The following is a 21,335-nucleotide window of genomic DNA, read 5'->3' as shown; positions in this document are numbered from 1 at the left end:
GCGTGCTGACGCACGGAACCCCGGACCGCTCGCGCGATCCGGGGTTCCGTGCTTCAACAGCCGTACGGCTTACGGTCAGTCGCCGGAGCCGGGGGTGGTCTTGGCGATCTGCATCAGGAACTCGGCGTTGCTCTTGGTCTGCTTCATCTTGTCCAGGAGCAGCTCGATCGCCTGCTGCGAGTCGAGCGCGTGCAGCACCCGGCGCAGCTTCCAGACGATGGCCAACTCCTCGCTGCCGAGCAGGATCTCCTCCTTGCGGGTGCTGGAGGCGTCCACGTCGACGGCCGGGAAGATGCGCTTGTCCGAGAGCTTCCGGTCGAGCTTGAGCTCCATGTTGCCGGTGCCCTTGAACTCCTCGAAGATCACCTCGTCCATGCGCGAGCCGGTCTCGACCAGCGCGGTGGCCAGGATGGTCAGCGAGCCGCCGTTCTCGATGTTGCGCGCGGCACCGAAGAACTTCTTCGGCGGGTACAGCGCGGTCGAGTCGACACCACCGGACAGGATGCGGCCGGAGGCCGGCGCCGCCAGGTTGTAGGCGCGGCCCAGACGGGTGATCGAGTCCAGCAGGATGACCACGTCGTGGCCCAGCTCCACCAGGCGCTTGGCGCGCTCGATGGCCAGCTCGGCGACGGTGGTGTGGTCCTCGGCCGGGCGGTCGAAGGTCGAGGAGATGACCTCGCCCTTCACCGACCGCTGCATGTCGGTGACCTCTTCCGGACGCTCGTCGACCAGGACGACCATCAGGTGGCACTCGGGGTTGTTGTGGGTGATCGCGTTGGCGACCGCCTGCAGCACCATGGTCTTACCGGTCTTCGGCGGCGCGACGATCAGACCGCGCTGGCCCTTGCCGATCGGCGACACCAGGTCGATGATCCGGGTGGTCAGCACGCCCGGGTCGGTCTCCAGGCGCAGCCGCTCCTGCGGGTAGAGCGGGGTGAGCTTGTTGAACTCGGGGCGGCCGCGGCCGGTCTCCGGGTCCATGCCGTTGACGGAGTCCAGGCGCACCATGGCGTTGAACTTCTCGCGGCGCTCGCCCTCGCGCGGCTGGCGCACCGCACCGGTGATGGCGTCACCCTTGCGCAGGCCGTTCTTGCGGACCTGGGCGAGCGAGACGTAGACGTCGTTCTGACCCGGCAGGTAGCCGGAGGTGCGCACGAACGCGTAGTTGTCGAGGATGTCGAGGATGCCCGCGACCGGGATCAGGACGTCGTCCTCGCCGATCTGCGGCTCGACGGTGCCGGTCTCGAAGCCCTCGCGGCCGCGACGGCCGCGACGGTCGCGGTAGCGGCCGCGACGGCCCCGACGGCCCTCACCGAACTCGTCGTCGTCGTAGCCGCCCTGCTGGACCTGCGGCTGCTGCTGGGTCTGCTGGCCGCCCTGGCGGCTCTGCTGGCCGTCGGCCTGCCCCTGCTGCTGACCCTGCTGCTGGCCCTGGCGCTCGGCGCGGTCGCGGCGGTTGCGGCGGTCGCGGCGCGACTCGCGCGTCTCGCCGTCCTGCCCGGCCTGGGCCTCGCCGGTGTCCTGACGCTCGGTGCGCTCGGTGCGCTCGGTGCGCTCGGTGCGCTCGGTGCGCTCGCCGCCCTCGCGGCGCTCACGGCGCTCACGGCGGTCGCGGCGGGTCTCCCGGCCCTCCTCGCGGCCCTCGAAGCCGCGGGTCTCGGCCGGACGGTCGGCCTGCTTGGGCTCGGCCACCGCGACGGTGGCGGCCTCGGCGGCGGCCTCGGCCACCGGGGCGGTCGGGGCGCCGGCGGCGGCGGTGGCGCGACGGCGGGTGCGCTCGGTACGGGCGGGCGCAGCGGTCTCGGCGGCGGCCTGGACCGGGATGTCGATCTGGGCCTGCGCCTCGGCGGCCGCGGCCGCGGCGGCCTTGGTGCGACGGGCCGGCTTCTCGGCCGGGGCCTCGGCGTCCGCCTTGGCGGCGGTGCGCTTGGCGGCCGGGGCGCCACCGGCGGCGAGCAGCGGGTCCCCGCCGCTCTTCTCCTTGATGGTCTCGATCAGCTGGCTCTTGCGCATGCGCCCGGTACCGGTGATGCCCAGGTCCGCGGCGAGCTTCTGCAGCTCGGCGAGGACCATGCCGTCCAGGCCCGCGGCGGCACTGCGGCGGCGGCGGGCCGGGGCAGCGGGGGCGGCGGCTGCGTCCGACGCATCGGCGTCCGGGCGCGCGCCCATCAGATCGGTGGAGTCGCTCACTAAGGGTCCTTCCCTGGAGCGGACGTCGGCCTGTCTGGCTCGGCGACCGGTTGTGCTGTCCTGACCAACGCTCGACTGCGTCGGTCCGAGGCGGTGATCCCTCGAATGGCGGGAGCCGGTCGAGGGAGAGCTGCGAGGTGCGGTGCATGAAGCACGGTGGTGCTGAGGTGGCGCGTGGGCCGGTCGTGTGTCGACCTCCCCTGAGGGCACTGCCCCCACGCTGCCTGCGAATCCCGGGCCCCCGTCGCGTGACGGTGGCCCGCGCTCCGCCCGTCCTGGCCTCAAGGTGGGAGGCCGCGGGTGGGAGTCAGGTGCCGTCACGGCTTCGGGATGCGGCCGCATGTCGCGCAGGCAGGCTGCGTACGCGCTGCGGTGGGCTCCCGGAGAATCGTCGCCCCGGACATCGCCACGACTCCACGGCCGTGGAGTGCTGGGATCGGGACGCGGCGCACCGAGCCCCGGAGGGCACCTGGTGCAGCAATGAGGTTAACACTACCGACCCCCTCACACATTCCCCGACCTCGGGCTTGCCAATCGTGTCCGGACGGCCCGGCTGGACGCCGGGCCCGAACTGGCTGCTCAGGCGCCCAGCGGGAGCACGGCGGCCCCGGTCCGGTCGATGCCGAGCCGGTGCGCGGCGAACGCCGGGTCCCCGCCGTGGCCGTGGTGGCCGGCGAAGGAAAGCACCTTGTCGACGCCGGCCTCGTCGGTGAGCGCCAGCACGGTCGGACCGGCCCCGGAGATGACCGCGGGGACGCCCTCCGCGCGCAGCACGCCGACCAGCGCGGCGCTGTCCGGCATGGCCGAGGCGCGGTAGTCCTGGTGCAGCCGGTCCTCGGTGGCCGTGAGGAGCAGTTCGGGCCGCCGGGTCAACGCCTCCACCAGCAGCGCGGATCGGCCCGCGTTGACGGCCGCGTCAGCAAGCGGGACGGTCTTCGGCAGCAGGCCACGGGCGGTCTCGGTGAGCACCTCGCCGGCCGGCACGAACACCACCGGGACGACCTGCTCGGAGGGCTCCAGGGTGACCGCCTTGGCCGACTCCTCGTCGGTCCAGGCGATGGTGAAGTTGCCGCGCAGGCAGGCCGCGACGTTGTCCGGGTGGCCCTCCAGCTCGGAGGCGAGGGCCAGCAGCGCGTCGTCGTCCAGCGCGGACGGACCGCCGATGGTGACCGCGCGGGCGGCCACGATGCCGGCGCAGATGGCGGCCGAGGAGGAGCCCAGGCCGCGGCCGTGCGGTATCCGGTTGGCGCAGACCACTTCGAGGCCGCGGGGTTGGCCGCCGAGCCGGTCGAAGGCGGCCCGCATCGAGCGGATCAGCAGGTGGCGCTCGTCCCGGGGCAGCGTCTCGGCACCCTCGCCGGCGATGTCGACGGAGAGGCCCGAGTCGGCGACCCGGACGACCACGTCGTCGTACAGGCCCAGCGCGAGCCCGAAGGCGTCGAAGCCCGGACCGAGGTTGGCGCTGGTCGCGGGAACCCGGACCCGGACGGCGGCGGCACGGAACGCAGGACCGGCCATGCGGTGGACTCTCCTGGGGAAATCGGGCGGCGCGGAGCGCGTCGTCGGTGCAAGGGTGGGGGGAAGGGCCGAGGACCCACGGGGCGGGCGGCCACAGTCGTCGGCGCGGCCCGCACCAGGACGGGCCCGGGGCATGTGCCACACGGCCGAAGCCAGAGTATCGAAGAGAGGTTCCCCAGTGGTACACCCCGTGGGCCCTCGATCTGGTGTGTTGCCGCTTCTGGCCGGAATGCACACCCTTCTCCGTCAAAGGGAGGGGTGAAATCGGATCGGAATGCGAACCGGAATTGACGCAGAAGAGTCAGCGGAGAACTTTGACGGGCCCCCCCGAAAGAGTCGGCCCGTCGAAGCGTCAGGCCCCGTCGTCAGTCCAGCAGTCCGAGCCGCCGGGCCGCGGCCTCCGGGTCGACCGGGACGACCTGCGGCTGCGGCGCGCCGGCCACCGCCCAGTCCGGGTCCTTGAGGCCGTTGCCGGTCACGGTGCAGACGATCCGCTGGCCCGGGTCGACCAGGCCGGCCTCCGCCTTGGCCAGCAGACCGGCCACCGAGGCGGCCGAGGCGGGCTCCACGAAGACGCCCTCCTGCGCGGCCAACAGCCGGTAGGCGGCGAGGATCTGACGGTCCGTCACCTTGTCGATGAGGCCGCCGGACTCGTCCCGGGCGGCGAGCGCGTAGTCCCAGGAGGCCGGGTTGCCGATCCGGATCGCGGTCGCGATGGTCTGCGGCTTGAGGACGGGCGCGCCGTCCACGATCGGGGCCGAGCCGGCGGCCTGGAAGCCCCACATCCGCGGGGTGCGCGAGGCCATCCCGTCGGTGGCGTACTCGCGGTAGCCCTTCCAGTACGCGGTGATGTTGCCCGCGTTGCCGACCGGCAGGACGTGGATGTCCGGGGCGTCGCCGAGCATGTCGACGATCTCGAAGGCCGCCGTCTTCTGGCCCTCGATCCGCGCCGGGTTCACCGAGTTGACCAGGGCCACCGGGTACTTCTCGGACAGTTCACGCGCGAGCGTCAGGCAGTCGTCGAAGTTCCCGTCGACCTGCAGGATCCTGGCGCCGTGCACCAGCGCCTGGCCCATCTTGCCGAGGGCGATCTTGCCCTGCGGGACGAGCACGGCGGAGACCATCCCGGCCCGCACCGCGTACGCGGCGGCGGAGGCCGACGTGTTGCCGGTGGACGCGCAGATGACGGCCTGCGCGCCCTCCTCCTTGGCCTTGGAGATGGCCATCGTCATCCCGCGGTCCTTGAAGGAGCCGGTCGGGTTGGCGCCCTCGACCTTGAGGTAGACCTGGCAGCCGGTGCGCTCGGAGAGCACCTGGGCGGGGACCAGGGGCGTACCGCCCTCCAGCAGGGTGACCACCGGGGTGGCCGCGGTGACCGGCAGACGGTCCCGGTACTCCTCGATCAGCCCGCGCCACTGGTGGGTGTGGGTACGGGTGTGGGTGTTTCTGGCCGCGTTCTCGGCAACGCCGCTCATCATCTGTTCCTTACTCCCCTTCGACCCGCATGATGCTGGCCACGTCCCGCACGCTGTCCAGCGCGCGGAGCTTGTCGACCGTCGCCGACAGCGCGGCGTCGGTGGCACGGTGGGTGACCACGACGAGCGAGGCGTCGCCGTCGCGGCCCTGCTGGCGCACGGTGTCGATGGACACACCGTGCTCGGCGAACACGGACGCGACCTGGGCGAGCACGCCCGCGCGGTCGTCCACGTCCAGGCTGACGTGGTAGCGGGTGACCACCTCGTCCATCGGCTTGGCCGGCAGCCGGGTGTACACCGAGTCACCGGGACCGGTGGCCCCGGCCAGCTTGTTGCGGCAGACCGCGACCAGGTCACCGAGCACCGCGGAGGCGGTCGGCGAGCCGCCCGCGCCCGGGCCGTAGAACATCAGCCGGCCGGCCGCCTCGGCCTCGATGAACACCGCGTTGTACGCCTCGCGGACCGAGGCCAGCGGGTGCGAGAGCGGGATCATCGCCGGGTGGACCCGCGCGGTGACGGACTCGCCGTCGGCCGCCCGCTCGCAGATCGCGAGCAGCTTGACCACGCAGCCCATCTCCTTGGCGGAGGCGATGTCGGCGGCGGTCACCTCGGTGATGCCCTCGCGGTAGACGTCCGCCGCGGTCACCTTGGTGTGGAAGGCGATACCGGCCAGGATCGCGGCCTTGGCGGCGGCGTCGAAGCCCTCCACGTCGGCCGTCGGGTCGGCCTCGGCGTAGCCGAGCGCGGTGGCCTCCTCCAGTGCCTCCGAGTAGCCGGCGCCGCTGGTGTCCATCTTGTCGAGGATGAAGTTGGTGGTGCCGTTGACGATGCCCAGCACCCGGTCGACCTTGTCCCCCGCGAGGGACTCGCGCAGCGGGCGCAGCAGCGGGATCGCGCCCGCCACCGCGGCCTCGTAGTACAGGTCCACCCCGGCCTCGGCGGCCGCGGCGTGCAGCTCGGTGCCGTCCTGGGCGAGCAGCGCCTTGTTGGCGCTGACCACCGAGGCGCCCTGCTTGAAGGCGGACAGGAGCAGCGATTTGGACGGCTCGATGCCACCCACCACCTCGACCACCACGTCGATGTCACCCCGGTTGATCAGGGCCTCGGCGTCGGTGGTGATCAGGTGCTCGGGCACACCGGGGCGCACCCGGCCGGCCCGGCGGACCGCGATCCCGGCGAGCTCGACCGGGGCACCGATGCGAGCGGCGAGGTCGTCGGCCGTCGTCGTCATGATGCGCGCCACCTCGGAGCCCACCACACCACAACCCAGCAACGCCACCTTCAGCGGGCGCGTACGCATCATCCGACTCCGCTCTGCATTCATCGTGCTTCGGTATTTCCGGCGGTTTTCGGGGCCGCCGGGAACTTCGGTCCGTTACCAGTCTCGGGGACTTTCCGCACGGATCTACGGTCGTTCCATGATCTGAGACGAGAATTTCGTCATCCGATATCCAGGCGCAGGAGATCCTCCTCCGTCTCGCGCCGGACGATCACCCGGGCCGCACCGTCCTTGACGGCGAGCACGGGGGGCTTCAGGGCGTGGTTGTAGTTGCTCGCCATCGAGCGGCAGTAGGCGCCGGTGGCGGGCACCGCGATCAGGTCGCCCGGGGTCAGGTCGGCCGGCAGGAAGGCGTCCCGGACGACGATGTCACCGGACTCGCAGTGCTTGCCGACCACCCGGACCAGCATCGGCTCGGCCTCACTGGTGCGCGACACCAGGGCCACCGAGTACTCGGCGTCGTACAGCGCGGTGCGGATGTTGTCGGACATCCCGCCGTCCACGCTGACGTAGGTGCGCAGGCCCTCCAGCGGCTTGACCGTGCCGACCTCGTACAGGGTGAACGCGGTCGGGCCGACGATCGCCCGACCCGGCTCCACGCACAGCCGGGGGGTGTCGAGGTTCGCGGCCTCGCACTCGCGGCGGACGATGTCGGCCAGCGCGGCCGCGATCTCGGCCGGCTCGCGCGGGTCGTCCTCGCTGGTGTACGCGATGCCGAGCCCGCCGCCGAGGTCGATCTCGGGCAGCTGGACGCCGTGCTCGTCGCGGATCCCGGCCAGCAGGCCGACCACCCGGCGGGCGGCCACCTCGAAGCCGGCCGTGTCGAAGATCTGCGAGCCGATGTGCGAGTGGATGCCGCGCAGCTCCAGGCTGTCGTGGCCGAGCACCCGGCGCACCGCCTCGGCGGCCGCTCCCCCGCCCTCCCGTCGCCCACCACCACCCTCGACCGAGCCGCTTCGCGGCGCAGCCAGATTCAGGGACAGGCCGAACTTCTGGTCCTCGTGCGCCGTGGCGATGAACTCGTGGGTGTGCGCCTCGACGCCGACGGTGATCCGGATCAGCACCTGCTGGCGCACGCCCTGGCGGGCGGCGATCGCGGCCAGGCGCTCGATCTCCTCGTAGGAGTCGACCACGATGTGCCCGACGCCGGTCTTCACCGCGTACTCGAGCTCGTTCACCGACTTGTTGTTGCCGTGCAGCGCGATCCGCTCCGGCGGCATCCCGGCGGCCAGCGCGACCGCCAGCTCGCCGGTGCTGCACACGTCGAGGTTGAGGCCCTCCTCGTGCAGCCAGCGCACGATCGCCTTGGAGAGGAAGGCCTTTCCGGCGTAGAAGACGTCCGCGTCGGCGCCGAAGGCGTCCCGCCAGGCGCGGGCCCGGGTCCGGAAGTCCTCCTCGTCCAGCACGTAGGCCGGGGTGCCGAACTCGGCCGCCAGCCGCTTGACGTCGATCCCGCCGACGGTGGCCACGCCCTCGGCGTTGCGGGCGACGGTGCGGGACCAGACCTTGGGGTCCAGCGCGTTCAGGTCGGCCGGCGGGGCCTGGTAGTGGCCGTCGGGCAGGACGTCGCCGTGCCGGGGGCCTGCGGGATGTGCGGAACGACTCATGGTGGAAGGTCCTTCGAGGCCTATGGCGAGGGGCGGCGACGGTCCCCGTTGACCGTCAGCCGCCCCCCGCTGTGCGCTTGGGGGTGGTGCCTACATCCGCTCGGGCGCCGTAACGCCCAGGAGCGTGAGGCCGTTGGCCATGACCGTGCGCGTGGCCTCGACCAGCCAGAGCCGGGCACGGTGCGTGTCGGTGAGCTCCTCGTCGCCCTTGGGCAGGAACATGCAGTTCTCGTACAGGCGGTGGTACTTGCCCGCGAGGTCCTCCAGGTAGCGCGCGACCCGGTGCGGCTCGCGCAGCTCGCCGGCGGTGGCGAGGATGCGCGGGAACTCGCCGAGGGCGCCGAGGATGTCGTTCTCCCACTCGGTGGCGAGCAGCTCGGGTTTGAACTGCTCGGCCGTGCCCTTGTCCACGCCCAGCTCGACGGCCTTGCGCGCCACGCCGCACATCCGGGTGTGGGCGTACTGGACGTAGTAGACCGGGTTCTCGTTGGTCTGGCTGGTCAGGACGTTGATGTCCAGCGTGATCGTCGAGTCCGTGGACGAGCGCGCCAGGGTGTAGCGGGCGGCGTCCACGCCGATCCACTCGACCACGTCGTCGATCGTGATGATGTTGCCGGCCCGCTTGGACATGCGGACCTCTTCGCCGTCGCGAAGCATCTTCACGAACTGGCCGATCTTCACCTCGATGTTGCGGTCCATGTCGTCGCCCGCGCAGGCCGAGATGGCCTTGAGGCGGTTGACGTAGCCGTGGTGGTCGGCGCCCAGCATGTAGAGCGCGACCTCGGCGCCGCGGTCACGCTTGGACAGGTAGTAGGCGGCGTCGGCGGCGAAGTAGGTCTTGTCGCCGTCGGCCTTGATCAGGACGCGGTCCTTGTCGTCGCCGAAGTCGGTGGTGCGCAGGAAGACCGCGCCGTCCTGCTCGAAGACGTGGCCCTGCTCGCGCAGCCGGTCGATGGCCTTCTCGACGGCGCCGGCGTCGTGCAGCGTCTTCTCCGAGAACCACACGTCGAAGTGGGTGCCGAACTCGTCCATCGAGCGCTTGATCTCGGCGACCATGAGCTTGAGGCCCTCGGTGCGGAAGACCTGCAGCTGCTCGTCCTCGGGCAGGTCGAGCACGCCGGGGACGGCGCCGGTGATCGCCTTGGCGATGTCGACGATGTACTCGCCGACGTACCCGCCCTCGGGCACCTCGCGGCCGTTCGCGGCGGCCTGCAGCGAGGCGGCGAACTTGGTGATCTGCACGCCGGCGTCGTTGAGGTAGTACTCGGTGGTGACGTCGGCACCGGAGGCCCGCAGCACGCGCGCCAGCGAGTCGCCGACGGCGGCCCAGCGGACGCCGCCGATGTGGATCGGGCCGGTCGGGTTGGCGGAGACGAACTCCAGGTTGATCTTCAGGCCCTTGAGGGCCTCGTTGCGGCCGTAGGCCTCGCCCGCCTCGACGATGGTGCGGGCGAGCGCACCGGCGGTGGCGGTGTCCAGGGTGATGTTCAGGAAGCCCGGACCGGCGATGTCGACCTTGGCGACGCCGGTGATCCCTCGCAGGCGGTCGGCCAGCACCTCGGCAACGGCTCGCGGCGGCTTGCCGGCCGCCTTGGCGAGCTGGAGGGCCACGTTCGTCGCGTAGTCGCCGTGGTCCCGGTTCTTGGGCCGCTCGACCGTCACGTGCTCGGGCACGGCGACGGCCAGCTCGCCCGCCTCGACGGCGGAGCTCACTGCGGCCTGGATTGCCTGGGAAAGGTCTGCGGGGGTCACGACGCCAAGCGTAGGCGAGACGGGGTGCCCGCCCGCCACTCGGTTTACCGGTTGAGACGCGTGGAGTCGCCGCCGCGCCGTGCGTCCAGCGGTGTCAGCCGCGATCCGTGCGATCTGTTCGCTCAGGGCGGAACGCTTCGGGCTGTCCGGTGAGTCGCATCAGGCGCCGGACCAGGGCCACCAGATCGGCCGGGTCGAAGGGCTTGCCGAGGTAGCCGTCCACCCCGACGGTCTCCCCCAGGTCCAGATCCGCCGGGGTGCAGGCGCTCACGATCGCGATCGGCAGCCGGCTGGTGTCCGGGGTCGCGCGCAGCCGGGCCGCGGTCCGCAGGCCGTCCAGCCGCGGCATCACCACGTCCAGGGTCACCACGTCCGGCTTCACCCGGCGGATGACCTCCAGGCACTCGGCGCCGTCGGCGGCGGTCACCACCTCGAAGCCCTCAAGCTCCAGGTTGACCCTGATCAGCTGGCGGATCACCTCGCTGTCGTCCACCACGAGGACCCGCCCGGACACTCCCGACACCTCACCGAGGGTATCGGCGGGCCCGCCGATACGTCCGGCCTTTGGACACTTCCGCCCCGAGCCGACCCCGACGATCTTTCCGGAAACCCGTGCACGGACCACGGCCGAAGCCTGGTAGTGTTCATTCCGTCGGAACGCGGGAGCGGCCGACAGGCCAACAGGCCCCCGTAGCTCAGGGGATAGAGCACCGCCCTCCGGAGGCGGGTGCGTAGGTTCGAATCCTACCGGGGGCACTTCGCGGTAAGTGCAACTGAGGCCCAGATCAGTGGAGTTGATCCACGGATCTGGGCCTTCGTCATGTCCGGAGCGGGGGCTGCGGGCAGCCCGGCCCCGGAGGGGGCGGCACGGCAGTGGTGGGGCTGGCCCCCGAAGGGGCCGGCGCCGCACGGGGGTCAGGACGCGGCGGACTCGGCCTGGTCGTACAGCTCGGCGATGGTGTGGTCGAAGTAGGCGCTGTACGAGGTGTCGTCGCTGTCGCCGCCCTGCTGGTAGCCGCCGATGGCGCCGACCACGTCGCCGGTGGCCGCGCTGATCCACGGACCGCCGCTGGTGCCGGCCGGGTAGGACGGGCACTGGATGACGCGCTGGTACGCGCTCTGCTGGGCGGTGGTGTTGGTGCAGAGGCTGGGCGTCTCGGCGTCGGCCGGGTAGCCGTACAGGCGGACGGTGGAACCGAAGGGCTCGCTCGCGCCCAGGTGGTTGCCGCCGACCACGTCCTCGACCTTGCGGCCGTTGCTGGGGGCGGTCTCCAGGATCGCGAAGTCCTCGTCCACGTCGCCCTTCTGGGACCAGCCGGCGGTGGTGTGGACCGCGGTCACCCGCCAGGTGCCGTACGGGGCGGAGCCGTCGCGGTAGCCGGGGGCGAAGGTGACGCCGTCGGTGCTGGTGATGCAGTGGGCGGCGGTCAGCAGCAGGTTGCCGGTGGCGCTGTGCAGCACACTGGCGGTGCAGAAGTGGTTGCCCGCCGCGACCGAGCCGCTGAACAGCGCGCCGACGATGGAGCTCTCCTTGTCGGCGGTGGGGGCGGAGGCGGTCGTACCGAGGGTGGTGGGGGTGGCCGAAGAGGTGGCCGTGGGGGTGTCGGCAGGGGTGTCGGTGGGGGTCGGGCTGCCGCTCGGCGTGGTGGCCGCGGCCGGCGCGGGCGGCGCGGGCTCCGCCGTGGCGGCGCTCGGGCTGGCGGTCGGCGCGGACGCCACGGCCCGGACGCTGCGGGCCTCCTTCCCGGCGGCCGTCGCGTCGGACAGGTTCAGCTCGTGCGCCCCGGTCACCACCGCGGCCACCACGACCGCGGACAGCGCGGTGAACAGCGACGGGGCGAGCAGACGGTGACGGCGCGACCTCTTGCGGCGGTGCTGACCCATGCCTGTCTCTCCTGCCGTGGTCGGTGGCGGCGTTCGGTCAACGACTATGACGCCTCAGCCTGCAAAGGTTGTTACCGCAGGCTTGGAGGTCGATGAGAAATCGGTCACCGGGACAGCAGGGTATCCAGTTCGCGGGGGCCGATGAAGTCGGTGTGCGTACCGGCACTGGTGCAGGTGAACGCGCCGGCCGCCGAACCGGCCCGGGCGCAGTCCAGCGGCGGGTGTCCGCGGAACCAGGCGTACAGGAATCCGGAGACGAAGGCGTCCCCGGCGCCGTTGGTGTCCACCACCGGGCGGCCCGGGTCGACGGCGGGCAGGTGGCGCAGGACGCCGTCCTCACGGGTGAGCAGGTAGCAGCCCTCCGCGCCCGCGGTGGCGGTGACCGCGGTGGCCCGGCCCTCGGCGAGGATCGCCCGCATCACCTGCTCGTGCCGGTCGCGGCAGCCGGCCACCGAGAGGAACACCAGGTCGGAGCCGAGCGCGTAGTCGCGGTGGTGGGGGTTCGCGCCGTCCCAGTCGTGCAGGTCGGTGGAGGTGGTGCGGCCCAGCCGGCGCAGGTCGTCGTACATGTCGCGGTTGACGCCGGTGATCGAGAGGTGGACGTGCCGGCTGCGCTCGGCGTACGGGAGGTAGAACTCGCGCGGGAGCCGCAGGTCGGCGGGGTGGCGGCCGTCGAAGAAGGAGAACCGGCGGCCGTCCGCGTCCACCAGGTTGACCCCTCGCGGGGTGCCGTGCGGGCTCACCAGGTGCGCGAAGTGCAGCCCGTGCCGCCGGTAGTGGGCGCGGACCAGGTCGCCCTGCGGGTCGTCGCCGAGGAAGTCCAGGAAGGCGGTGCGCAGGCCGAGGCGGTGGGCGCCGAGGGCGACGCCGTTGCCGGTGTGGCCGACGTAGTCGCGCACCGGCTCGACGAACCGCGAGTCGCCGGGCGGGATCTCCAGCCGCTCGACCCGGACGATGGTGTCCACCCCGGCACCGCCGACGACCAGCAGGTCGAACTCGGGCGACTCGGTTTCCGGCAGCATGGCGGCGCCTCCTTGATCCCTGGACGGTGGCCAGGAGTCAAGCAGGCGCCGGAGGTTGACTGCAAGACCTTGCTGCAAGCCTTCAATCGGCGTGCTGCCGATCGATCGCTCCCCATCGGCCCGGGGCCGCTGCGGCCCCGGGACTCGCGACCGGGTCCCGGGGCCCCGCTGCACACCGGCCCTACAGCGCCGACAGCTCCGCGACCAGGTCGTCCAGCCCCAGCGAGCCCTGCGAGAGCGCCGCCATGTGCCAGGCCTTGAGGTCGAACTCCTCGCCGCGCGCCTCGTGCGCCGCCCGCGCCGCCGCCCGGCCGCGCAGCCAGGCGCGCTCGCCGAGCTTGTAGCCGATCGCCTGGCCGGGCAGGCCCAGGTAGCGGACCAGCTCGCTGTCCAGGAAGTCGGCGGACAGGCCGCAGTACAGGCCGAAGAACTCGCGGGCGTGCTCCGGGCTCACCGGCTCGCCCGGCTTGTACGGGGAGTCGGCCGGGAAGTCCAGGCCCAGGTGCATGCCGATGTCGATGATGACCCGCAGCGCCCGCATCATCTGGGCGTTGAGGTAGCCCAGGCGGTGGCCCGGGTCGGTGAGGTAGCCGAGCTCGTCCATCAGGCGCTCGGCGTACAGCGCCCAGCCCTCCAGGTTGGCGCTGACCCCGCCGAGGCTCACCTGGTAGGTGGAGAGCCGGTCGGCGACGTAGTTCCACTGCGCGAGCTGCAGGTGGTGGCCCGGGACACCCTCGTGGTACCAGGTGGAGACCAGGTCCCAGACCGGGAAGCGGTCCTTGCCGAGCAGCGGCAGCCAGGTCCGGCCGGGGCGGCTGAAGTCCAGCGAGGGCGCGGTGTAGTACGGCGCGGCGGCACTGCCGGCCGGGGCGATCCGCGACTCGACCCGGGTGACCGGCTCGGCCAGGTCGAAGTGGCTGCCCTGGAGGTCCCGGATCGCCTGGTCCATCAGGCCCTGGAGGTACTCCCGGGTCGGCTCGGCGCCCTCGATGGCCGGGCCGTCCTCCTCCAGCCATTTCATCGCGGCCATCGGGTCGGAACCCGGGCGGACCTTCTCGGCCTCCGCCCGCATCTGCGCGTACAGGTCGTGGAACTCGCCCCAGGCCCAGGCGTAGGCCTCGTCCAGGTCCAGGTCGGCGCCGGTCCAGTAGCGCACCCAGCGGCCGTAGCGCTCCCGGCCGACCTGGTCCGGGGTGCCGGCGGCGGCCGGGGCGTACACGTCGCGCATCCAGTCGCGCAGCGCGGCCAGCGCCTCGGCGGTGGCCACCGCGTGGGCGGACAGCTCGGCGCGCACGCCCTCCGGGGCGTCCTGGACGAACTGCCCGAACCACCCGCCGGGCACCTCGCCGTCCAGCCACTCGCCGAACTGCCCGATCACGGTCTGCACCTGGCGGGGACCGGACAGCAGACCGCGCTCGACGCCTTCGGCCAGGGTCTGCCGGTACTGCTCCAGCGCCAGCGGGAAGCGGGCCAGCCGGCGGCCGATCACCTGCCACTCGGCCTCGGTGCCGGTGGGCATCAGGGTGAAGGCCTCCCGCGTGTTGTGCACCGGGGAGGCCAGGTTGCGCACCGCGCGGAAGTTCTCGCCGGCCGCGTGGACGGCGAGTTCGGCGGTCAGCCGCTCGCGCAGCAGCCGGGCGCAGCGGCGCTCGGCCTCGTCCTCGGCGGCGCCGGCCCGCTCGGCCTCGTCCAGCCGGGCCAGGGTGCGGCGGCCCAGGTCGGCGATCGCCTCGGCGCCGGCCGGGGAGAGGTCGGGCAGGCGGTCGCCCTCGGGGTCGAGGCCGAGGTACACCGCGGTCAGCGGGTCGAGCTCGGCCAGGGTGCGGACGTAGTCGTCGGCGATGCGGCGCGGGGTGTCGCCGCCGGAGGTGATCAGTTCTTCAACCATCCGGACATCATCGCGTTGCCGGGGCCGTTTGCAAGCCCCTGCCGCAGACCGGTTGACCTGCACCGGCCCGGGATCTGACGGACGGTGGGCGACACAAACGCCCGTTCGGAAAGATCCGTGCCCGACAGGTCCCGATCGATCCGACGCCCATTACGCTGACGGCCATGGAAGCCCGCCCCACCACGGCACCCGGACCGGTCCCCACCCCGGCCGCACCCGGCCTGCGCCCGCGCCGCACCGGCTACCGGCGGCTGCCGGTCGAACAGCGGCGTGAGCAACTGATCGCGATCGCCCTGGAACTGTTCGCCTCCCGGCCGCCCGAGGAGGTGGGCCTGGACGACGTCGCCGAGGCCGCCGGGGCCTCCCGGCCGCTGGTCTACCGCTACTTCGCGGGCGGCAAGCAGCAGTTGTACGAGGCCGCGCTGCGCACCGCGGCCGACGAGCTGACCAGCCGGTTCACCGTCCCGCCGACCGGGACGCCGTCCGAGCAGTTGGCGGCCGTACTGGACGGCTACTTCGACTTCGTGTCCGAGCACCAGGCCGGCTACTCGGCGCTGCTGCGCGGCGGTTCGGTGGTGGAGACGGCCCGCACCTCGGCGATCGTGGACGACGTCCGGCGGGCGGCGTTCAAGCGGACCGTACGGCACCTGGGCGTGCGGGAGGCCGGGCCGCGGCTGACCCTGCTGGTGCGCTCGTGGATCGCGGTGGTCGAGGGCGCCTCGCTGAGCTGGCTGGACGAGGGGCGCGCACTGCCGGTGGCGGAGCTGCGCGACTGGCTGGTGGACCAGTTCACGGCGATGGCGGCGGCCACGGCGCTGCACGATCCGCAGACGGCGGAGGTGCTGGCGGGGCTGCTCGCGCTGGACGGTCCGAGCACCGACCGGGCCGGGCGGCTGCGCGCGGTGCTGGGCGGGCGGTGACGCGGGCTCGGCTCGCGGTGGCCGCGGCCGGGGCCGGGCTCGCGGTAGGGCCTTCCCGACCCCCGTGCCAAGGGTCGGGTGCACCCGGAGGCTACGCCTTGCCGAGCACCTGGCGCTGGCGGCCGAGGCCGTCGATCTCGATCTCGACCACGTCGCCCGGGGCGAGGAACGGCGTGCCGGGGCGGCCCAGGGCGACCCCGGCCGGGGTGCCGGTGACGATCACGTCGCCGGGCTCCAGCACCATGAACCGGCTCGCGTAGCGGACGAGTTCGAGCACCGGGAAGATCATCCCGGCGGTGTTGCCGTGCTGCCGCTGCTCACCGTTGACCCAGAGCCGCAGCTCCAGGGCCTGCGGGTCGGCCACCTCGTCGGCGGTGACCAGCCAGGGCCCGAGCGGGGTGAAGGTCTCCGCCGACTTGCCCTTGTCCCACTGGCCGCCGCGCTCGAACTGGAAGGCCCGCTCGGTGACGTCGTTGGCGATCGTGTAGCCGGCGATCACCCCGGCGGCCTCGGCGTGCGAGTCCAGGTAGCGGGCGGTGCGGCCGATCACGATCGCCAGCTCGGCCTCGTAGTCGGTCTTCTCGCCGCCACGCGGCACCAGGACCTCGTCGTACGGGCCGACCACGGTGGAGCTCGGCTTGAGGAAGATCACCGGCTCGTCCGGGATCGCGGCCCCGGCCTCGGCCGCGTGGTCGCGGTAGTTGAGCCCGATGCCGACCACCTTGCCCGGCCGGGCCACCGGCGCGCCCACCCGCAGGCCGTCCAGGTCCACCACCGGAAGCAGGCCGGCGGCCACCTCCCGGGCCAGGGCGTCGGTGTCCAGCCCGGACAGGAAGGCCCCGTCGAGGTCGCGGGCCCGCCCGGAGAGGTCGTACGCGGTGCCGTCCTCGCCCAGCACGACCGGGCGCTCGGCGCCCGGGGGTCCGACGCGGAGGAGCTTCATCGATCCGTCACCAGCCTTTCGTCGCAGCTCACCGGGGCGGCGCGGACACCGCTCCCGAGTCCGGCAACGAGGTATATCAACGGCCCGGGGCCGCGGACCAGACCGTCCCGATGGGCGAATTCCCATCAAGTCCCACCGGAGCCCGAGCGCCCGAATCGGCGGCCCGTACGGTTGACACCCGCGGGCGGAGCCGCCGGGAGCGGACCGCGCACGCCCAGGACAGGCCCAGAGCGAACGCGGGCGTACGGCGGCGCCGGAGGACGCAGGATCCGAGCATGGAGATCACCCGGGTACGCGACGAATTGCACATGATCACCCTGGAGTTCGGCACCGCCTACCTCTGGCGGGACGACCACGGACTGACCCTGGTCGACACCGGCATCGCCGGGTCGGCGGACGGGATCGAGAAGGGCATCCGCACCATCGGGCTGGATCCGACCGCACTGCGCCGGATCGTGCTCACCCACCACCACGAGGACCACACCGGCTCGGCCGCCGAGCTGGCCCGCCGCTGGAGCGCCGAGGTGGTGGCGCACCGGCTGGAGGCGCCGGTCGTCCGACGCGAGCAGCCGGCGGCGCCGCCGGTGCTGAACGCCTTCGAACAGGAGCTGTGGGACGGCCTGCCGCCGATCCCGCCCGCCGAGCCCTGCCCGGTGCACCGCGAGGTCGGGGACGGGGACGTGCTGGACATCGGCGGCGGCGCGCTGGTCGTGCACGTGCCCGGCCACACCGACGGCAGCATCGCGCTGCACCTGCCGGGGCCCGGGGTGCTGTTCACCGGGGACATCGTGTCCAACGTCCAGGGGCAGACCAGGCCGGGGGTGTTCAACACCGACCCGGCACTGGCCCTCGCCTCCTTCCACCGGCTGGCCGCGTTGCCGGTGGAGACGGTGGTGTTCGGGCACGGCGACCCGATCGCCGTCGACGCCTCAGCGGCCCTGCGCGCCGCCGCCGAGCAGCACCCCCAGGCGTAGCGGGCCTGGGCCCCGCCCCTCACCCGGGCCGAGCCGGGCGGCCTCCCGCTGCCAGTGCGCGAGGTCGCGCCGCAGGTCGTCCCGGGCCTCCGGGGCGGCGCCGGGCTCCAGCGTCAGCGCCTCCAGCAGCTCGACGGCGGCGCCCCGGCTGCCGTCCCGGGCCAGCCAGAGGGCCAGGTCGTGGCAGGTGCGCAGGGTGCGCGGGTCGGCCGGGCCGCAGATCCGGGCGAAGTCGGGAACGAGCTTCAGCAGGACCTGCACGGCCTCCCCCGTCCTGCCGCCGGCGCCGAGCTGCCAGGCCTGGTCGGCCCGGCGGCGCAGCTGTTCCGGGCTGGCGTCCGGCCGCAGCGTCCCCGGCCGGATCCGGCGCAGCCGCTCCAGCACCTCGGCGGCGTCGGCCGGCCGGTCGGCGGGCCGCTTGGCGAGCAGCCGGGCGACCAGGTCGGCCAGCGCCGGGTCGTGGCCGCGGATCCGCGGCGGGGTCACCTCCAGGTGCTTGGCCATGTACTCGTACGGCGAGTCGGCGTAGAACGGCCGCCGGCCGGTACTGACCTCGTACAGCATCACGCCGAGCGCGTAGAGGTCGGCCCGGCCGTCCACGGTGCCGCCGGACCAGCACTCGGGCGCCAGGTACGGGACGGTGCCGACCACGCTGCCGGTGGAGGTGAGCCCGGTGGACTGGGTGAGCAGCCGGGCGATGCCGAAGTCCAGCACCTTCGCCCGGTCCCCGCTGTCCGAGATCATCACGTTCTCGGGCTTGATGTCCCGGTGGATGACACCGCTGCGGTGCGCCGCGTCGAGCGCCTCGCAGATCTGCCCCATCCAGGTCAGCGCGCGTCCGTGGTCCGGCCGGCCCTCCTTGAGGATCTTGGACAGCGGCCGGCCGCGGACCAGCTCCATCACCAGGTAGTGCATCTCCCCGTCGCCGTCGGCGACCCGGCCGTAGTCGTGCACCGTGACGATGTGCGGGTTGGACAGGCCGCCGGTCAGCTTGGCCTCGCGGACGAACCGCCCGACGGCCTCCCGGTCGGCGGCGTGCTCGGCCAGCAGCAGCTTGATCGCGACCTCCCGCTCCAGCCAGTTGTCGGTCGCCCGCCAGACCGATCCGAAGCCGCCTCTGCCCAGGAAGTCGTCCAACCGGAAGCGACCGTCGAGCACCTCGCCCTTGTGCATGCCCTCCCCCAACTCGACCGCGCCCGTGCGTCGTTCGCCGTCGGATGGGCCACCATAGCGGCGGCCGGGGACGAACGGGTGAACGGGGAAGGCCCTTAGGGCTTGGACTTGGGCAGGCCGACCGGATTGATCTCGGAGCTGCGCACCGCCTCGCCGTCCAGGCCCCAGCGCTTGAGCACCTGCCCGTAGGTGCCGTTCCCGATCACCTCGTCGATCGCCTTGTTGAGCGCCTGGACCAGGCCGTTGTGAAGGCGCTGGGCGGGGCGCCGAAGGAGGACCCGAACCTCAGCACACCGGAGGCGCGCACCTCCTGGAGTACACCCACCGCACCGGCCTGGTCACCGTCGCCCCCACCGACAGCCGGCTGCTCGACCCGGCCCTCGGCGGCGCCCCGCACCCCCGCCGCACCGCACTCGGCCCGCACACCAGCCTGCGCTCGGCCGCCGCCTTCGCCCGCCCGCGCACCGACGCCCCGGGCTTCCGGCAGAACGACGCCGCCGCCCGGGCGCTGCTGCGGGCGCTGGCCGCGCTCCCGGCGGCGGCACTGGCGGCGTGAGCGCCGGGTGTTCAGGGCGCCCAGGGCCTGTCTCTTGGATGTCGTCGGATCGGGCAGGGATCCACGGGACAGGCCCTACGGCCCGAAGACCTCCGCGCCCCTCCCCCATCCGCTGTGGACCCCGGACTCCATCGACGCCGTCCGGGCCGCACCTCGCTCATGGACCGAAGATCTCCTCCACCAGGTCCTCCTCCGAGACGTGGTCCGGGGCCTCGAAGACCAGGTCGGCGAGGCCCTTGAGGCCGATCCCCCGGTCCAGCGCGTCGATGGCGGCCCGGGCCTCCTGGTCGGTGGCGAAGTCCCACACCCGCAGCCGCCGGACCAGCACCAGCGCCTCCATCCGGCTCATCCTCGGCGCCTTGCGGCGGTTCGAACCGCCGAGCCCCTTGCGGCCGGCCTGGGCGAGCCGCTGTTGGTAGCCGGCCAGGTCCTGCCAGGCCTGGACGGTGCTCGGGTGGTGCTCGCCCAGCGCCCGGGCGAGGTCGGGCAGCAGCGAGTGCAGCTGCACCACCGCGCTCTGCAGGTCGCCCCGGTTGGCCAGGTGGACGGCGAGGTCGTGCCGGGCCTTCAGGACCCGGCTGTCCTGCGGGCCCCAGGCCGCGGTCAGGTCCGGCAGCAGCTCGTGCAGCAGCCGGATCGCGGTGACGGTCGAGCCGCTCTCGCCGATGCACCACGCCAGGTGGTAGCGGGCGCCCAGGGTGTCCGGGTCGGCCGCGCCGAGCGCCGAGCGCATGTCGCCCACGACGGTGGACAGCAGCCGGATCGCGCCGTCCAGGTCCCCGGCCCGGCTGAGGTACCAGGTGAAGTCCCGCCAGGCGGCCAGCGTGTCCCGGTCGGCCGCGCCGAGCGCGGTGACGCACTCCTGGGCGATCGCTTGCAGCTGGATCGCGGACTCGCCCGCCGTCGCCGCCCGGTACGCGACCGAGCGTCGTTCGCGCAGCCCGGCCCGTACGGCCTCCGCGGACGGCGGGGAGGCGACCACCGGCGGGGTGGTCAGCGGGGACAGCACCGCCGGCGCGGGCACCACCGGCGGGGCGGCGGGCGGCGCGAGCGGAGCAGGGGGTGCGGGCGGGGGCGCGGTCGGCGCGGGCGGCACCACCGGGCCCGCCGGCACCGCGGCCGGGGCAGGCGTCGGCGTCGGCGTCGGAGTAGGGACGGGGGCCGGAGCCGGAGCCGGCCGGTCCACCGCCGTCGGCGCCGGCGCGACGGTCCCCGCCCCGCCGCCCTGCCACCCCGCCAGCTCCGCCAACCGCCGCTCGACCGTCCGGGCGTCGGCCGGCCGGTCAGCCGGGTCCTTCGCCAGCAGCTCCGCGACCAGCCCCGCCACCTGCGGCGGCAGCCCGAACTGCGCCGGGTCCAGCGGCGCCGGCGCCTCGTTGAGGTGCTGGTACATCAGCACCGGCGTCGAGTCCCCGCTGAACGGCCGCGCCCCGGTGAAGAGTTCGACCAGCACGCAGCCCAGCGCGTAGAGGTCGGCCCGGCCGTCCACCCGGCCGCCGGTCCAGCGCTCCGGCGCCATGTACGCCGGGCTGCCGACGATCGTCCCGGTGGTGGTCAACCCGCCCGCGCCGCTGTCCAACTGGGCGATCCCGAAGTCCAGCACCTTCAGGTGCCCGGCATCGGTGATCATGACGTTGTCCGGCTTGATGTCCCGGTGCACCATGCCCGCGTCGTGCGCCGCCGCCAGGGCGCCGCTGATCTGCTGCCCCCAGCGCAGGCTGAGCGCCGGCTCGGGCACCCCCGCCCGCAGCACCTCGGTCAGGGTGCGGCCGGTGAGCAGCTCCATCACCAGGAAGGTGACCTCCTGGCCGCCGAGTTCGCACTGGCCGAGGTCGTGCACCGTGACGATGTGCGGGTGCGACAGGTTCCCGGCCGCGCAGGCCTCCCGGACGAACCGCAGCGCCGCCTTCCCGTGGTCGCCGCCGTGGTGCCCGATGACCTTGACCGCCACCGGCCGCCGCATCCGGGTGTCCTGGGCCCGCCACACCACCCCGAAGCCGCCCTGCCCCAGCTTCTCCCCCAGCTCGTACCGGCCGTCGAGGACGTCACCGACTCGCACGCGCCCCTCCCCCTCCCGTCATGACGCCCAGACTCTACCGACGGCTCTCCCCTTGTTCCGGCCCAGGTGGAAGGATGGCCCGAGCCCCGCGACGT

Annotated in this window: 15 protein-coding genes, 1 tRNA gene and 1 pseudogene; 4 read left to right on the top strand and 13 right to left on the bottom strand. The window is 73.2% G+C overall.

From position 1 onward, the window contains the following. Positions 1-75 precede the first annotated feature (75 nt). The 7 genes from rho to ACH4E7_RS01875 form a co-directional block, all read right to left on the bottom strand. Positions 76-2,190: a transcription termination factor Rho gene (gene rho / locus ACH4E7_RS01905; RefSeq protein WP_396247028.1), complete on the bottom strand. Its 2,115-nt coding sequence runs from the start codon at positions 2,188-2,190 to the stop codon at positions 76-78. A 579-nt stretch (positions 2,191-2,769) separates the two neighbouring features. Further along, positions 2,770-3,708 carry a homoserine kinase gene (gene thrB, locus ACH4E7_RS01900; protein WP_396247027.1) on the bottom strand — a complete coding sequence of 313 codons (939 nt, stop codon included), beginning with the start codon at positions 3,706-3,708 and terminating at the stop codon, positions 2,770-2,772. Between the two features lie 365 nt (positions 3,709-4,073). Continuing rightward, positions 4,074-5,183 carry a threonine synthase gene (gene thrC, locus ACH4E7_RS01895; RefSeq protein WP_396247026.1) on the bottom strand — a complete coding sequence of 370 codons (1,110 nt, stop codon included), beginning with the start codon at positions 5,181-5,183 and terminating at the stop codon, positions 4,074-4,076. Positions 5,184-5,193: 10 nt separating this feature from the next. Further along, positions 5,194-6,486: a homoserine dehydrogenase gene (locus tag ACH4E7_RS01890; RefSeq protein ID WP_396247025.1), complete on the bottom strand. Its 1,293-nt coding sequence runs from the start codon at positions 6,484-6,486 to the stop codon at positions 5,194-5,196. A 137-nt stretch (positions 6,487-6,623) separates the two neighbouring features. Further along, positions 6,624-8,069 carry a diaminopimelate decarboxylase gene (lysA, locus tag ACH4E7_RS01885; protein ID WP_396247024.1) on the bottom strand — a complete coding sequence of 482 codons (1,446 nt, stop codon included), beginning with the start codon at positions 8,067-8,069 and terminating at the stop codon, positions 6,624-6,626. 90 nt (positions 8,070-8,159) lie between these two features. Next, complete coding sequence (gene argS / locus ACH4E7_RS01880) at positions 8,160-9,821, bottom strand: arginine--tRNA ligase (protein ID WP_396247023.1); 1,662 nt, start codon at positions 9,819-9,821, stop codon at positions 8,160-8,162. 94 nt (positions 9,822-9,915) lie between these two features. After that, positions 9,916-10,335 carry a PleD family two-component system response regulator gene (locus ACH4E7_RS01875; protein WP_396247147.1) on the bottom strand — a complete coding sequence of 140 codons (420 nt, stop codon included), beginning with the start codon at positions 10,333-10,335 and terminating at the stop codon, positions 9,916-9,918. A gap of 170 nt (positions 10,336-10,505) precedes the next feature. Here ACH4E7_RS01875 and ACH4E7_RS01870 point away from each other — a divergent pair. Continuing rightward, positions 10,506-10,577: transfer RNA gene (locus ACH4E7_RS01870), tRNA-Arg, on the top strand. A gap of 159 nt (positions 10,578-10,736) precedes the next feature. Here the strand turns inward: ACH4E7_RS01870 and ACH4E7_RS01865 are convergent. The 3 genes from ACH4E7_RS01865 to ACH4E7_RS01855 form a co-directional block, all read right to left on the bottom strand. Further along, positions 10,737-11,705, bottom strand: a complete 969-nt coding sequence (locus ACH4E7_RS01865; protein WP_396247022.1) for a trypsin-like serine peptidase — start codon at positions 11,703-11,705, stop codon at positions 10,737-10,739. Between the two features lie 104 nt (positions 11,706-11,809). Further along, entirely contained in the window at positions 11,810-12,727 is a 918-nt protein-coding gene (locus tag ACH4E7_RS01860; RefSeq protein WP_396247021.1) for a carbohydrate kinase family protein, read from the bottom strand. A gap of 181 nt (positions 12,728-12,908) precedes the next feature. Continuing rightward, positions 12,909-14,615, bottom strand: coding sequence for a DUF885 domain-containing protein (locus ACH4E7_RS01855; protein WP_396247020.1), 1,707 nt, complete (start codon positions 14,613-14,615; stop codon positions 12,909-12,911). Between the two features lie 164 nt (positions 14,616-14,779). Here ACH4E7_RS01855 and ACH4E7_RS01850 point away from each other — a divergent pair, with 164 nt between their 5' ends. Beyond that, positions 14,780-15,535: a TetR/AcrR family transcriptional regulator gene (locus ACH4E7_RS01850; protein WP_396247019.1), complete on the top strand. Its 756-nt coding sequence runs from the start codon at positions 14,780-14,782 to the stop codon at positions 15,533-15,535. 91 nt (positions 15,536-15,626) lie between these two features. Here the strand turns inward: ACH4E7_RS01850 and ACH4E7_RS01845 are convergent, their stop codons facing one another. Then, positions 15,627-16,478 (bottom strand): fumarylacetoacetate hydrolase family protein, encoded by an 852-nt coding sequence (locus ACH4E7_RS01845; protein WP_396247018.1) that lies wholly within the window; start codon positions 16,476-16,478, stop codon positions 15,627-15,629. A 275-nt stretch (positions 16,479-16,753) separates the two neighbouring features. Between ACH4E7_RS01845 and ACH4E7_RS01840 the strand changes: the two genes are divergently transcribed. Next, positions 16,754-17,452: an MBL fold metallo-hydrolase gene (locus ACH4E7_RS01840; RefSeq protein WP_396247017.1), complete on the top strand. Its 699-nt coding sequence runs from the start codon at positions 16,754-16,756 to the stop codon at positions 17,450-17,452. Here the strand turns inward: ACH4E7_RS01840 and ACH4E7_RS01835 are convergent. After that, entirely contained in the window at positions 17,408-18,625 is a 1,218-nt protein-coding gene (locus tag ACH4E7_RS01835) for a serine/threonine-protein kinase (RefSeq protein WP_396247016.1), read from the bottom strand. The two genes, ACH4E7_RS01840 and ACH4E7_RS01835, sit on opposite strands and share 45 nt — an antisense overlap. Positions 18,626-18,956: 331 nt before the next feature. Here ACH4E7_RS01835 and ACH4E7_RS01830 point away from each other — a divergent pair. Beyond that, a pseudogene (locus ACH4E7_RS01830) lies at positions 18,957-19,181 on the top strand (adenylate cyclase); the annotation flags it as partial. 157 nt (positions 19,182-19,338) lie between these two features. Here ACH4E7_RS01830 and ACH4E7_RS01825 read toward each other — a convergent pair. Next, positions 19,339-21,240, bottom strand: a complete 1,902-nt coding sequence (locus ACH4E7_RS01825; RefSeq protein WP_396247015.1) for a protein kinase — start codon at positions 21,238-21,240, stop codon at positions 19,339-19,341. Positions 21,241-21,335 lie beyond the last annotated feature (95 nt).

It is taken from the genome of Kitasatospora sp. NPDC018058 (assembly GCF_044327205.1).
Taxonomy (GTDB): domain Bacteria; phylum Actinomycetota; class Actinomycetes; order Streptomycetales; family Streptomycetaceae; genus Kitasatospora.
This window is presented reverse-complemented; position numbering and strand designations above follow the sequence as displayed.